This is a genomic window from Companilactobacillus suantsaicola (assembly GCF_004745525.1).
Lineage (GTDB): Bacteria > Bacillota > Bacilli > Lactobacillales > Lactobacillaceae > Companilactobacillus > Companilactobacillus suantsaicola.
In genome coordinates this window covers 59,318-73,976 of record NZ_RKLY01000004.1, presented here as the reverse complement: position 1 = coordinate 73,976, position 14,659 = coordinate 59,318, and the positions used below count along the sequence as shown (strand labels likewise).

Below are 14,659 nucleotides of genomic sequence, written 5' to 3'. Positions count from 1 at the left end.
TTATATTTGTTACAGATTAAAAGTTTCAGAAATTCTCAGGTATTATTAGAAAGGAAGTCAAATATGTCTTTTGACGGAATGTTTACCCATGCTATGGTAGACGAACTGAACCAAAATTTACGTGGTGGACGTATTGCCAAAATTCAGCAGCCGTTCGCTAACGAATTAATTTTAACGATTAGAAGTAATCGCAAGAATCAACAATTACTTTTATCCGCCCATCCCTCATATGCGAGAGTTCAAATTACTCAACAACCGTTCGCAAATCCTGCTAAACCTTCGACATTCGTGATGTCCTTAAGAAAATATATCACCAGTGCCATCGTACAAGATTTTCGACAATTGAACAATGACCGGATCGTCATGATTGATCTCAGTGCCAAAAATGAATTAGGAGATATTCACGACTATACCGTTATTATTGAAATAATGAGTCGTCACAGTAATATCTTTTTGATCAATAAAGAAAATAATAAAATTATCGACTTGATCAAGCGAGTTTCTCCAGAAAATAATAGTTTTCGTGGGCTCTTACCCGGCGATGATTACAAGTTGCCACCCGCACAAAATAAGTTGAATCCCTTCACTGAACAATTGGCGGAAACACTTTCAGCAAGTGAATTACGTCAGAAGTATGAAGGAATTGGCTTAGATACTTCAGCGGAACTATCCGAATTTCTAGCCAATGGCAAAACTTTGAGTGACTTTACTGATCTTTATAGCCATCACCCAATGCCAAATACTGCTAATTCAAATGAAAAGAAAAAGTTAGGCTTCTTTCCAATTGAGTTCAAGTATACGACAACCAAGGTCAAAGATTTTGCTAGTTTAAGTGACTTGCTTGATAACTATTACTTAGACAAGGCCCGTGTGGATCGAATCGAGAATCAAACCAAGAGTATTACTCATCGACTCGATATTATCTTGAAAAAAGATAAATCTAAGATCAAAAAGTTAAACAAGCAATTACAACAAACCGATGTAATGAACAAGTACAATCTTTATGGAGAATTGTTGACGACTTACATGTCCAAAGTCCAACGCGGTAGTACTTCGATTACTTTGACAAACTATTACAACAATGAAGAAGTCAAAATTAAGTTGAATCCGGAATACTCACCTTCTGATAATGCTCAACATTATTATAAGAAGTATCGTAAATTGCAAAACTCTATTCCTCATATTAAAGAACAACTGGAAATCACTACTAATGAAGTCAACTATTTAGAATCAGTTTTAGCTTCATTAGAATATGTTGATATTGAAGATGTTGACGGAATCGTTGATGAATTGATCGATGCTGGTTATATCAAAAAGAAGCGCAAGAATGCCCGTAAGAAACGCAAGAAACATGTCGGAGAAGATTTCAAAACAACTTCAGGATTGGATATTACTGTTGGTAAGAACAACCTTGAAAACGACCAGTTAACGATGAAGCTATCTCAAAGGAATCACTACTGGTTCCACGTTAAGGATATTCCTGGTTCTCATGTAATCTTAAAAGACAGTCATCCTGATGAACAATCAATTACTGAAGCTGCTCAAATCGCCGCTTACTATTCAAAAGCACGTGATTCATCTAAAGTTCCGGTTGATTATGTTCAAATTAAAAATATTCGTAAACCTAATGGAGCCAAGCCTGGCTTTGTCATCTTTGAAGGTCAAAAGACTATCTTAGTCGACCCTGATCGTCAATTAGTGAACGAATTAAAGAGTAAATAAAAAACGCCAAATTTGGCGTTTTTTTATTTGAGCTCATTCATCGCTTTTTGCATACCTTCTTTGTCTAATAACTTATAACGTTTGTCGTCAATCGTTAAAAGATAATCCTCGTCGTAATTACTAAAGATTTTGTCCAAAGGCATATCGTCATCGATTTTATTACCTAATAATAATTTAACTAAGGTATCGATAACGTGCACTGAGCTGGCTAATTCGTGACGAATAATATCGTTAGTCATCCCCCGATATTTTTTCGAAACAAGCCAATGATCATTTTGTAAAATCAATTCAAAATTATAAATAGCAACTTCAGTCTCATCTTCGAGTTCCTGTTTGATCAATTTAGCAAATTGATTACATGTTTCCACTTGCATGAAATTATTAACTGAACTGACTTCATAAAGATGGTTATTGCGCTTAGTACGATAAATTACTGAAGGGACTAAGAAATTATTGCCGTCAGTAATTACCATCACCCGAGCAACAGTATCACCTTTTAAGCCAATATTTTTTAATTCCTGAGCACTGAACTGGAAGACTCGCTTGTCGTCAGTATCGATCAGGTTTTTTGATAAATCGATAATGTTCAAAATACTGTCACTCGGAATGAGATTCAAGGACTTCATTTCCATATGCGGATCGTCAATTTCAATCAATTTTCTACGCATAGCCAACGGAGCGTTCCAAGGTTCACGACCAATAATAATTGGTTCTAGTCCATTCTGGTCAATCGACTTGGTCAATTGGAATAAGACAAATTGCCGAATCGTGACATCAGTTTTTGAAGTAATGATCGGTGTGCGAACAACGATTTTCTTACGATCACTGAGCTTCAAATCATTTGTGATTCCGCTGGTAACAAAATAATTATTATTACCGTAATTCTTATTTGCAACTGAGATAGCCGATTTACTCTTCACAACGCTTTTAGTAACGATATCTGGACTATCAAGCAATAACTTACTGTGCCCAACACCTTTGATACCCATTTCAACCATTCGTTCGACATTTTGACCGTCGATCTCACCTTCACGAATGATCAAATTGTTATTGATAATATTTTGCAAGGCAGTTAAATAAGGCATATTGATACCAGTGATTTCGGAAAGAACTGGTTTCTCAAAGTTTCTGCGCATAGCTTCTAAGAGCACATCTAACATCCAATTAGTAGGATGAATGATTTTTTCAAACAATTCATCATCGTCTAATTTACGTAATTGCTCATAACGACTAAAATTGTTGTTTAATTTATCATTCAAAACCCCTTTGTTGAGAACTTCTTCAAGACTAAAGCCATTGACAATCACACTGGAATTGGAAGTTTTACTAGGTCCAAGATACTTTTGACCAGGTGTGTTCCATTGCGGAAAGCGCGAGGTAATGTGGTCAACAAATGGTTCAGTCGCACCATTGAAAAAGTTTCCAGCATCAAGTTGTAGTTTACCCAATTGATAACCGACACAGATCTCAGCTGTTGCGGTCGCAATCGGATAACTGGTTGCGTACTCTAAGAACTTAGTTTCTTCACTCAAACGGGGAATAAACTCGGTAATAAACGTTTCATTAGTAACGTGGTTGTAGGCAAAGTGAACCGTGCAGACTCCCACAATGTCAAATGACCGAACTAATTTAATCGAATAGTTTCTTAAACGTTGTAATTTTGAGTCATTCAATGAGATTGCTGGTGAAATCAAGTTGGAATCCAAATGATGAATACCAATTGGTTCAATGTCTTCAATCGTTCCAATCAAAGCTGAATTATCAAATCTGTCGCGCACGATAGTAAATGAATACTCACTAAAGCCACGAATCGAACGTTCAATTTCAATCTTGGTGTCTTTTAAGTCCTCTACAGCCATGAAATTGTCCAATTCGAATAGATTGTTGATATTTGTCCAACCACTAGAGTGACGGTTTGAATAGCGCCGTCTAGCAATGATTGGAAAACCAATCGAACGAATGAAACTGTAAATTTCTTTTTCGTCATCTGAAGAAATGAAATTGATCACGGGCAAATGAGCTTTGTTAAGTTTCTTGATAAACAAATCACGCTTGAAAGTTGCCAGTGATGAAGCGTAATTGGCACCCAAAATCCTTGTGTTGCCTATTTTCCCATTCAAACTAGAAATGATTCCTAAGGCATTTCGGTCACCAACGGTTGGTAAGATAGCATCAGGGTGGTATTTTTGAACAAACTTTAAAACATTTTCACCGCTGACTTTTTCAACAACAACTTTGTCAAAAAAGTGTCCAGCTGATAACAATGATGTTGGATCTTCAACAATAATAGAAATTTTATAACCTAGTTGATGCAAAATATCAACTGAGTCATAAAGCGCTGTCGATAGATCAACGTTCTTGTCACTGATAGTCGGTCCAATAATTAAAATGCTATGAATATCGTTTAATTCCATTGATTTCTATCCCCTTCCTGTTGTTTGACTGATTCAATTAAATCGATGAATTCGTCAAAAACATAATAACCATCAGTTGGCCCTGGGGCAGCTTCTGGCTCAAAGAGAACACCCATAATTGGTAAATACTCGTGCCGAATTCCTTCAATCGTTCCATCGGCAACACAAATATTAGTTACAATAAAATCTGAAGAACCGATGTACTTTTGATCCAAAGTATATGAGTGATTGTGATTGACGAAATCAATTTTGCCACTGGCGACTTCTTTCACAGCTAGTGATGACTCGTGATGTGGTGTTGGCAACTTTTCAATTTCGCACTTGTTAGCCAATGCAATCAACAAACTACCGAGACCAATTCCCATAATCGGGTACTTTCTTTGTAAGGCTTGGATAACTGTCACCACATTGGGGAGATCTTTTGGATCTCCAGGTCCATTCGAAAAGATGATTCCATCGGGATGGAGGTTTTTAATCTCTTCAATACTTGAATTGTAATTAACGATTACCGAATTACAGTCTCGATAAGATAATTGTCGTAAAATTGAATACTTTAATCCTAAATCAACAATGACGATTTTTAAGCCCATATTGGGATTAGGATATGATTGTTTTGTTGAAACTCTTTTAACTAGATCTGGCGGTAAAACTAAAGCTTTGATCTGATCGATGGCATGTTCATCGTGAGTATCCATGATACTAGCTTTCATTTCACCGTGTTCAGCAATGTGGGTTGCTAAAGCTCTGACATCAACGTTTTTGATTCCGGGAATCTTTAAACTAGTGATCCAGTCTTCAAAAGAAACCGAATTGTCGACTGTTGACAAACTAGACGAACCGATAACAACACCTTTACATTGTGAATTGATTGATTCATAAAAATCGCGATTAATACCTGAGCTACCAACTGATGGAATTGTAAAAACAATAATTTGACCTTCAGAATTAGGGTCAGTGACTGATTGTTCAATTCCAGTTCGATTATTTGATATTACCAATTGTCCGGTAGTAATGATAGAAGACCCGAATCCCTCACCGGGAAAAACGGTTCCGTCTTCTAAAATTAAATAACGTTTCATAGTTTAGCAACTCCTCAATAATAAATAATTACTCGATTTCAATCTTATCTTCGCCATCGATTTCTTTCATCGAAACTTTAATTTTTTCTTTTTGAGAGGTTGGAATATTCTTACCAACAAAATCGGCTCTAATTGGTAGTTCACGGTGCCCACGATCAACTAGGACAGCTAGTGAAATTTTCTTAGGACGACCAGCACTCATCAAAGCATCCATCGCTGCACGAATCGTTCTACCAGTATAAAGTACATCATCAGTCAAAATAATGTGTTTGTTATTGATATCGATATCTAAAGGTTCTGTCTTTACTTTAGAAATATCCTTTTCCTCATGTGTTTTATCGTCACGATAAGGGGTAATATCTAATTCGGCAACTGGAATAGAAATATTTTCGAGTTGTTTCAAACGTGATTCAATTCGGTGAGCTACAAAGACACCGCGTGTTTTGATGCCGACTAAAACTAAATCATCAATTCCTTTGTTTCTTTCAATAATTTCATACGTAATTCTGGTCAAAGCACGTGTCATTGTTTGACCGTCAATAATTTCTTTAGCCATCTTTCTCCCTCTTTCAAAAAAGCACTCACAAAGAATGTGAGTGCTTCAATTTTATTTATAATCGCACACAATTCTATTTGTAGATTATAGCACGACTTAATGTTCTGTACGTAATTGCTTGAGCGTATCAAGGAAAATTTTTGGTGGTTCAACTGAAAATTCCATCCACTCGTGAGTTCTTGGATGTTCAAATCCTAATGTTTTCGCATGTAAAAATTGACCGTTACCCTTTAAGGTGTTTTTAGGACCATACAAAGGATCTCCAGCAACCGGATGACCAATGTATTGCATGTGAACTCTAATTTGATGAGTTCGACCAGTCTCCAATTTCAATTTTAATAAGGAATAATTTTCAAATTGCTTCAGGACCTCAAAGTGTGTTACGGCATGGCGGCCATTTTCAACTACCGCTTGTTTTTTACGATCAACTTTTGATCTACCAAGTGGCGCATTGATTTTGCCTGTTTTCTCTTTAAAATTGCCGTGAACGATTGCTAAATACTCACGCAAATTACTTTTTTCCTTCAATTGTTCCATCAATGATTGCTTAGCTAAATTGTTCTTTGCAACCATCAACAAACCTGAAGTGTCTTTGTCGATTCGATGAACGATCCCCGGTCTGATCACATCATCATCGTTAATTTGACAATGATAGAGAATAGCATTGACTAAGGTTTTATCTGGATGACCGGCAGCCGGATGAACAACCATCCCTTGTGGCTTATTGACGACTAATACGTCTTGATCTTCATAGACCACATCTAAAGGGATGTTTTGAGCCACGGCTTCAATTGGCTGTTCTTCAGGAATCGTGACTGAAATCTTGTCACCACTGACAACTTTGTAACCAGTTTTTGCAACCGGTTGTCCGTTTACCAAGATATTTTCATCCTTAATCAATTTTTGAATCTGGGAACGAGTTAAATCATCTATCTCGTCATTTAAATACGCATCTAAACGCATCTTTTTTGGTTCATTATATTCTAAATCAAAAGACTTACTTATTATTTTTCTCACCTGCTAATTGGATAATCAATGACACAACTATTAATATTACACCAACAGTAATGTAAGTGTCCGCTAAATTAAAAATTGGAAAATTCATAAAGTCTAAATTAAACATATCAACCACAAAATGTCTAGTAAAACGGTCAATTGCATTACCGATAGTTCCTGCCAATAAGAAAATCAAGGCGAAACGATATAAGTATTCTTTTTGATCAGCTTTAACGAATAAGTAAACTAAAACAACTACTGCAATGATAGTAACTAGATAGAAGAACATCATCTTCCCTTCCAGCATACTCCACGCTGCACCCGTATTAGTGATATGTGTAATGGACAAGAGTCCAGGAATGAACTCGTGAACACTCATTGGTGCGATATAACTTGTGACATAAGCCTTTAAGCTTTGATCTCCAATAACCAAAACTGCTGCAAGCAGCCAGTAGATCAACTGCACTAGAACAATCCTCCGATTGTACCTTCGTTATCAACGTCCATGTTTAAGGCCGCTGGTTTCTTAGGTAATCCGGGCATAGTCATGATATTACCTGTCAAGACTACGACAAATCCGGCACCAAGTTTTGGAACAATTTCAGAGACGTGCAAGGTGAAATCTTTAGGACTGCCGAGTTTCTTAGGGTCATCACTCAATGAATATTGAGTTTTGGCGATACAAACTGGCAAGTCGTCCCAAGCATTATCTTTTAAAGTTTGTAATTGTGTCTTTGCTTTCTTACTGTATTCAACGTTGTTAGCGCCGTATACTTCAGAAGCAATTGTGGCAATTTTACTTTCAGTAGTTTCACCGTCCTCATACAAACGTGTGTAATTGGATTCTTTTTCAGTAGCTTTAACGACAGCTTTTGCCAAAGCTTGACCGCCTTTACTACCATTGTGATGAATTTCAGCCAATTCAACATCAACTCCGACTTCGTCACAGAGACTAGTCAATAATTTGATTTCATTGTCAGTATCAGTTGCGAACTTGTTGATTGCTACAACTACTGGAATATGATAATAACGCATGTTGTGAATATGACGTTTCAAATTCTTGAAGCCAAGGTTCAAGGCGTTCAAGTCTTCACTTTGAATATCTTTTAGGCTTTGACCACCGTTATACTTCAATGCTCTGATAGTAGCAACGATAACAATAGCGTTAGGAGCGTGACTTAATCTAGGAGCCACGATGTCCATGAATTTTTCACCACCAAGATCAGCTCCGAATCCAGCTTCAGTAACCGCATAGTCGCCGAGCTTCATAGCTAGTTTAGTAGCCAAAATACTGTTACATCCGTGAGCGATATTGGCAAATGGTCCACCATGAATAATTGCTGGTGTATTTTCTAGTGTTTGAACTAAGTTAGGTTTCAACGCATCCTTCAAAAGAACCGTGATAGCACCCTCGACATGTAAGTCACGAACGAAGATTGGTTTCTTGTCAAATGTGTAAGCAATTAAAATACTTGAAATTCTTTCTTTCAAATCATCAATATCTTGTGACAAACAAAGAACCGCCATCAATTCACTAGCAACCGTGATTTCAAAATGTTCTTCACGAGGCATTGAACTAAAAGGACCACCTAAACCAATAACCGTATTTCTCAAAGAACGATCATTAATATCTAAAGCACGCTTCCAAACGATTCGACGAGGATCGATGTTTAAAGCATTGCCTTGGTGAATGTGATTGTCGATCAAGGCAGCCAAAGTATTCACCGCACAAGTCAAGGCGTGCATATCACCAGTAAAGTGTAAATTGATGTCCTCCATTGGAACAACTTGGGCATAGCCACCACCGGTAGCTCCACCTTTCATTCCCATTACAGGACCAAGAGATGGTTCACGAAGTGCTAAAACAGTCTTCTTGCCGATAGATTGTAAAGAATCAGCTAAACCAATTGCTACAGTCGACTTACCTTCTCCAGCTGGAGTTGGATTGATTGAAGTAACTAAGATAAGTTTGCCATCATCTTTTTCCATGGCTTTTCTGATACTTTGACCAGAAAACTTAGCTTTATAATGTCCGTATGGTTCAATATCATCTGGTGTTAAACCAATTTTTTTGGCAATTTCGTTAATATTTTTCATATTATCATGCTCATTGATTTGAGCAATTTCGATATCACTTGGAAATGACATTGCGTTCACCTGCTTCTTTTCTAATTAATTTTAAAATACCCTTTGTGGAAGTAATCTTAAAAGGAAAATAATCATGATTACTGAAATTAAATTCCAAAGACCATTGATTATTCGCCCTTATCTTAACATCACTGCTTGGAAATACACGAGTTTTGTAGTAAGGTTCCTTGATTATCACTTGATTATTTGTAAACCTCACCCACGAATTAGCTATAATGTAAATTACGTAGATAACGTCTAATATCCAGATCAAAAATGGATAGACACTAAACGCCATGATCTCCAATTGTAAAATAATCCCCAGACATACGAGACTAAGCGCAACTGACCACATAATAATCCCCCATGGGCCAGCTGGTTGAACAAAATGTTTCTTTGACATAATTTCTCCTGAAAGGTTTTTAATAAATATGATTAAATTGTACACCGACGCCGGATTAAATACTAATTTAAATCTTGGTGTTGTCAGCTTCGTAATAAGAATAAATAAAAATGATTATACCAATGCCCTGGTCAAAAATTATAACGATAATCATTATTTAGAATTTTTGGCATTAAAAATTGCTCTTGATGAAATTATAAAAAATGAATGGAACAATGAGATAATTCTAATCCATTCCGACAGTCAAATTGTCGTTGACAGCGTTGAGAAAAAATATTCTAAACATTATCAACCGATTCTAGATGAAATTTTGACTGATTTAGAACAATTTCCTAGCTATTTTATCAAACATATTGCCGACAAGGAAAACGGTGAAGCTCATACCCTTGTTCATCAAAAGATGTTAAATATTCGTAAACACAGTGGTAAGTAATACTCAAAATTTAACAACTGTGATACTATAAAAACGTTTCCAATTTAGATGAGGGGGTACTCTAATGTACTACGTTGTTATGAAAGATCGCGATATTCGTGATAATTTAGCTACAGAGCAATATCTAATGAACTACGTTAAGTTCGATGAACCACTAGTCCTTTTTTACATTGAAAAACCTTGTATCATCGTCGGTCGTAATCAAAACACGATCGAAGAAATTAATAGTGATTACATTGAAGATAATCACATCACTGTCACTCGCCGTATTTCTGGTGGTGGCGCGGTTTACCAAGATCTTGGTAACTTGTGTTTTAGTTTCGTGGTTGACTCAAATGACAAAAACTTTGGTGATTTCAAGTCATTCACACAACCGATTATTGATGCCTTGCACCAAATGGGCGCTACCACAGCTGAAGTTTCCGGAAGAAATGACCTTCTAGTTGATGGTAAGAAATTCTCCGGTAATGCGATGTATTCTCGCAATGGTAAGACGTTCTCACACGGTACTTTGTCACTAGATGTCGATTTAGACGTCCTTACAAAGGCCTTACACGTCCAAAAGGATAAGATTGCCTCTAAGGGAATTAAATCCATTAGAAGTCGTGTTACGAACTTACGTCCCTATCTTGCTAAGGAATATCAAGATTTAACGACCGAACAATTCCGTGATCGTCTGTTACTTGAATTATTCCATGCTAACAGTTTAGATGAGATCAAAGACCGTGAGTATCAAATCACTGACAAGGATCAACAAGAGATCGACAAGATCAAACAAGAATACTACTACAATTGGGATTGGGTCTACGGCAAGTCTCCTGCTTTCACCGCTAAGCAAAGAAAGCATTTTGATATGGGAACCGTCGATATTCGTTACAACATTGCCAACGGAAAAGTCGACGATGTGGAAATTTATGGTGACTTCTTTGGTATGAAAGATGTTAACGATATTAAACAAAAGTTATTGACTATTAAATTTGATCGTGAAGATGTTCTAAATGTCTTAGATCAATTTAATTTAGATGATTACTTCAAAGGTATCCCACAAGATGAACTAACGAAATTATTCACTCCATAAAATTTATTCTATTAAAAAAGTGGGTCGAGAAAAAAATAATTCTCGACCCACTTTTTATTTTTGGTATCATTAATCTTAATGGGGATATAAAAAATGATTAATGAAATAGCTTTAAACGAACGACATAAATTAATAGATGTTCATTCAACTAGTAATCTCAACAATTCTGATCGAACTAAGCTGATTGAAGATTACGATTTAACTAATGAAATTTTAGATTATGCGGACGATGAAAATGAGCGAGCCCGTTTTGAATACGACGAACTGAGTCACACCTATTTGATTGTCTACAATGTTCAAAATGAAAATAACCAAACTGACAATCTTTCGCAAAGGGTCTTACCAATTTCTTTTGCTATCAAAGACAACCAGCTCTTTTTGTTCACGAATGATGCTACACATTACATCAAAGACTACGTCTTAAACGCCATGAATCATTTTAGTGAAGAGAAAGAAAATCCTTTGTGGGAGTTTATTTTCTATACTTTTGACCAAATTTCCAGTGACTACAGTGATCAAATCAGTGAAACTGATGCGAAACGAAATAAGATTCAAATTTCCATCAAACACCACCGCTCATCTGAAAATTTGATTTTAGACTTAGCCGACTTACAAGATTTAACTACTTATCTGAACACTTCCATCAGTGATAACTCCACAGTTGTCAACGAAATCGAGCTCATCTCAAGTGGTAAGGTGCAGCAGTTACATTTGACCAAATCAACTCGGGAACACTTACATGATTCCGTGATTGAAATTGAGCAAATTAAAAACCAAGTCAATTTGAGCTCGGACATTATTGATCGAATATCTAATACGTACAACAATATCTTAAATAATCGAACAAATACGACCATGAAGGTGCTGACAGTTTACACTATCATTTTGAGCATCCCCACGATCGTATCAGGTTTTTACGGTATGAATATGAAACTACCAGTTGCTGACCAAGGTTGGTCCTGGATTTTTTCCCTAATCATTACCATCGTTATTATTTTAATTATTTTGTGGGATCTGCACCGCAGAAATTCGCTTTAGTGTTTAGCCCAGTATTGATACATATCAGTTCTCAATGAACCGTTGTATAGCTTACGTTTTTTAGTAGCAAGTTCGCCATAATACTTTTCAAATTCAGTATCACTCGTCAAAATATATTTATTCCAAGTGGGAGCAGTTGAGAAAACTTCTCCCATTTCTTTATACAATTTTCTGACTCCAGCCATGTCACTCATACGTTGACCATAAGGAGGGTTAGAAATAATAGTTCCAAACTCCCCTTCGATCTTCAAATCTTTGACAGCGATTTGCTTGAATTTAATATCGTGCAAAACGCCAGCATCATGAGCATTGAGTTTAGCAACGTCGATCATTGAACCGTCAATATCACTCGCACGAATGTCTAAATCTAAATTCTTTTTAACTCCAGCAACAGCCGCTTCTTTCAAGTTTTCTAGAATTTTTGGATCAAACCAATCAAAGTTTTCGAATAGAAAATGTCTCTTGATCCCAGGTGCGATATTTTTAGCTAAACGTGCAGCTTCAATAGCAATTGTTCCTGAACCAGTAGTTGGATCTAAGAATGGATCTTCTTCTGGATGCCAAACAGTTAAGAGAATCATCGCTGCCGCAAAGTTTTCCTTTAAAGGAGCTGCACCATGTTCAACACGATAACCACGTTTATAAAGTGATTCCCCGGTTGTATCTAAAGTGACTTCAACCATATCTTTATGAATTCGAGTTTCAATTTGAAATTTTGCGCCTGTTTCTGGCAAGCGACCACGACGCATGAAAACGTCAGCCATCTTATTAACAATGGCTTTTTTAGTAATCGCTTGGATGTCACGTTCTGAATGTAATTTTGATTTAACAGTTCTAGCTTTAATTGGAAAAGCTGCATTGAGTGGCAACCAATTATCCCAGTCAATCGCATAAACCTTATCGAACAATTCTTCAAAACTAGTTGCTTTAAAGGTGCCAATCAAAATCTTGATTCGATCAGCACTTCTAAGCCAGAGATTAGTCTTAGCAATATCTTCATTCTCGCCGTCAAAATAGACTTTCCCATTCTCGGTCTTTGTCTGGTATCCCAAATCTTGTAATTCTTTTGCGGTTACAGATTCAAAGCCGCTTGACATAGTCGCAATTAATTTCATATTGACCCTCTTTTTTAATTTTTTGTATAAAAAAAGGACGAACAAGTCGTCCCTTCGCCTTAGTAAATTCCTATAAGCCACGTTTTGTTCATGCACTAGACTGGCAATCTAGTGCAGTCAGTAATCATCTATCTACAATTAAGCCTTCACAGTAGATTCATTTCTCGTTATGAAGCGCCCCTACCAAAGTTTGGGTTGCCAGCTTGCGGGGTTTACCGCGTTCCATTATTGTAATTTCTTACAACACTGCGTCTCTGTGGCACTTTCAAGCTATTCACACATAGTTAAAAACCGTAGTGCTTTCACTGCCGTTACCCGAAGGTACCTTGGCTTGTTGGGCCAAGCACAAACACTGCAAGCATCTCAGCTCGCGCTGGCGTGGACTTTCCTCAGCCTAGATAACTAGACCGCGATTACTCGTAATTTACCAACTCGACTAGTATACACTAAAACCTATTAAAATTTCCACCATTATTTTGATTTCCATTAAAATTATTTTGATTTTGTCCGTTATTGTTATTCATTGGACGATTATTACCAAAACCATTTTGATTGAAGTTACTGTTCATTCCCGGATTGATCTCAGTGTGACCACTCTCTACTCCATCATGATTATTCATGTTGTTAGGAACAACAGCTGAAGCAAATTGCTTAGGACCATTGTTTTCTGGCACGCCGTTAGCAAAATCATGACCAAAGACACGTTTTTCAAGATTTGACAAACGTCTCAAAATATCATAATTTGTTGAAGCTTCAGCAACTGAACTTGAAACAGGTTTTTGTTGTGGTTGTTGTGGTCTTCTACTATGCATTTGTTGAGGACCATTATTACGATTTTGCATCAAACTTTCGTTTTCAGCTTTTAATTGGCTGATCTCGTTTGCAAAAGTTTCATAATCTTTGATGATTCCATCTAAAAATTGGTCAACTTCATTAGGATCATAACCACGCATCTTGGTTTTAAATTCTTTTTGCAGAATATCATTTGGTTGATAATTCAATGCGAAGTCATTCCCATTGTTGTTATTGCCGTTTTGGTTCATTCCATTCATATTATTCATTATTAAACACCCCAGTGTTAATTATTATTCTATAAAAAGGTGGACCTTAATCATTTAACATATTAGCAAAATCCTGCATGGAATCAAAATCAATTAATTCTAATTGATAATCGACACCACGATCTTGATAAGACTTAATTGCCTCATAGTCATATTTAGGCTTGCCACCACTATCTGGATCGTAAAAAATTACAGCTCCGTTAGTATGCTTTAACATAAAACTCTGCCATACTTTTAATTGTCTACTAGAATGATAACTCATATTGGAAACTTTGTTGACATAGTCAGCATTTCTTAAAAAATTTTTTAGTAATAGCTGATTGGTCTCATTCCACTTATTACCAAATTCTGCATAAGGTAACATCACTGCATGTCTAATATTATAGCCTTTTTTCTTAACTTCTTGTATAGCTTTACCGACAATTTGTTCAGTTCCTAATTGGGCTCCAGTAATTATCCATTCTGTACCATTTTCCACGTAATTAATTATCCTTTCTTGAAAAAAGGCTTGAATTACTTTTGCTTTTGGGTCATCATCTTTAAAAATACCTAACTCAAAGGAGCGATAACCGGTTATCCATATATTTTTAAGCATTAAAAATCTCCCTTAATTAATATCTTTGCCATCATGGTATAA

At 36.4% G+C, this 14,659-nt stretch carries 13 protein-coding genes, 1 other RNA gene and 1 pseudogene; 4 read left to right on the top strand and 11 right to left on the bottom strand.

Going from position 1 to position 14,659, the window contains the following annotated elements:
- Window positions 1-63 precede the first annotated feature (63 nt).
- Window positions 64-1,722, top strand: a complete 1,659-nt coding sequence (locus EGT49_RS02515) for an Rqc2 family fibronectin-binding protein (RefSeq protein ID WP_135371390.1) — start codon at window positions 64-66, stop codon at window positions 1,720-1,722.
- Between the two features lie 23 nt (window positions 1,723-1,745).
- Here the strand turns inward: EGT49_RS02515 and EGT49_RS02510 are convergent, their stop codons facing one another.
- From EGT49_RS02510 to EGT49_RS02480, 7 genes are all read right to left on the bottom strand, one after another.
- Window positions 1,746-4,136 carry an ATP-binding protein gene (locus EGT49_RS02510; RefSeq protein WP_135371389.1) on the bottom strand — a complete coding sequence of 797 codons (2,391 nt, stop codon included), beginning with the start codon at window positions 4,134-4,136 and terminating at the stop codon, window positions 1,746-1,748.
- Complete coding sequence (locus EGT49_RS02505; protein WP_135371388.1) at window positions 4,127-5,215, bottom strand: carbamoyl phosphate synthase small subunit; 1,089 nt, start codon at window positions 5,213-5,215, stop codon at window positions 4,127-4,129. Before EGT49_RS02505 ends, EGT49_RS02510 begins: the two co-directional genes overlap by 10 nt.
- Before the next feature lie 28 nt (window positions 5,216-5,243).
- A complete protein-coding gene (gene pyrR / locus EGT49_RS02500; RefSeq protein WP_135371387.1) occupies window positions 5,244-5,771 on the bottom strand; it encodes a bifunctional pyr operon transcriptional regulator/uracil phosphoribosyltransferase PyrR in 528 nt (175 codons plus the stop codon).
- A gap of 96 nt (window positions 5,772-5,867) precedes the next feature.
- A complete protein-coding gene (locus tag EGT49_RS02495) occupies window positions 5,868-6,776 on the bottom strand; it encodes an RluA family pseudouridine synthase (protein WP_179949606.1) in 909 nt (302 codons plus the stop codon).
- Window positions 6,769-7,233 carry a signal peptidase II gene (gene lspA / locus EGT49_RS02490; RefSeq protein ID WP_135371385.1) on the bottom strand — a complete coding sequence of 155 codons (465 nt, stop codon included), beginning with the start codon at window positions 7,231-7,233 and terminating at the stop codon, window positions 6,769-6,771. Before lspA ends, EGT49_RS02495 begins: the two co-directional genes overlap by 8 nt.
- Window positions 7,233-8,915, bottom strand: a complete 1,683-nt coding sequence (locus EGT49_RS02485) for a formate--tetrahydrofolate ligase (RefSeq protein ID WP_135371384.1) — start codon at window positions 8,913-8,915, stop codon at window positions 7,233-7,235. Before EGT49_RS02485 ends, lspA begins: the two co-directional genes overlap by 1 nt.
- Window positions 8,899-9,297 (bottom strand): EbsA family protein, encoded by a 399-nt coding sequence (locus EGT49_RS02480; protein ID WP_135371383.1) that lies wholly within the window; start codon window positions 9,295-9,297, stop codon window positions 8,899-8,901. Before EGT49_RS02480 ends, EGT49_RS02485 begins: the two co-directional genes overlap by 17 nt.
- A 28-nt stretch (window positions 9,298-9,325) precedes the next feature.
- On the opposite strand from EGT49_RS02480, the gene EGT49_RS02475 reads away from it, so the two are divergent.
- From EGT49_RS02475 to EGT49_RS02465, 3 genes are all read left to right on the top strand, one after another.
- Entirely contained in the window at window positions 9,326-9,730 is a 405-nt protein-coding gene (locus EGT49_RS02475) for a reverse transcriptase-like protein (RefSeq protein WP_135371382.1), read from the top strand.
- Window positions 9,731-9,794: 64 nt separating this feature from the next.
- Entirely contained in the window at window positions 9,795-10,808 is a 1,014-nt protein-coding gene (gene lplA / locus EGT49_RS02470; RefSeq protein WP_135371381.1) for a lipoate--protein ligase, read from the top strand.
- A gap of 93 nt (window positions 10,809-10,901) precedes the next feature.
- The gene (locus tag EGT49_RS02465) at window positions 10,902-11,846 is read left to right on the top strand and encodes a magnesium transporter CorA family protein (RefSeq protein WP_135371380.1); all 945 of its coding nucleotides are present in this window, start codon (window positions 10,902-10,904) and stop codon (window positions 11,844-11,846) included.
- On the opposite strand, the gene EGT49_RS02460 is transcribed toward EGT49_RS02465, so the two are convergent.
- From EGT49_RS02460 to EGT49_RS02445, 4 genes and pseudogenes are all read right to left on the bottom strand, one after another.
- A complete protein-coding gene (locus EGT49_RS02460) occupies window positions 11,843-12,961 on the bottom strand; it encodes a THUMP domain-containing class I SAM-dependent RNA methyltransferase (RefSeq protein ID WP_135371379.1) in 1,119 nt (372 codons plus the stop codon). The two genes, EGT49_RS02465 and EGT49_RS02460, sit on opposite strands and share 4 nt — an antisense overlap.
- 68 nt (window positions 12,962-13,029) lie before the next feature.
- Window positions 13,030-13,386, bottom strand: an RNA gene (gene rnpB / locus EGT49_RS02455) — RNase P RNA component class B.
- 180 nt (window positions 13,387-13,566) lie between these two features.
- Window positions 13,567-14,004: pseudogene (gene gpsB, locus EGT49_RS02450) on the bottom strand (cell division regulator GpsB); the annotation flags it as partial.
- A 64-nt stretch (window positions 14,005-14,068) separates the two neighbouring features.
- On the bottom strand, window positions 14,069-14,617 hold the full coding sequence (locus EGT49_RS02445) for an SLOG family protein (RefSeq protein ID WP_135371378.1): 549 nt from the start codon (window positions 14,615-14,617) through the stop codon (window positions 14,069-14,071).
- Between the last annotated feature and the right edge of the window lie 42 nt (window positions 14,618-14,659).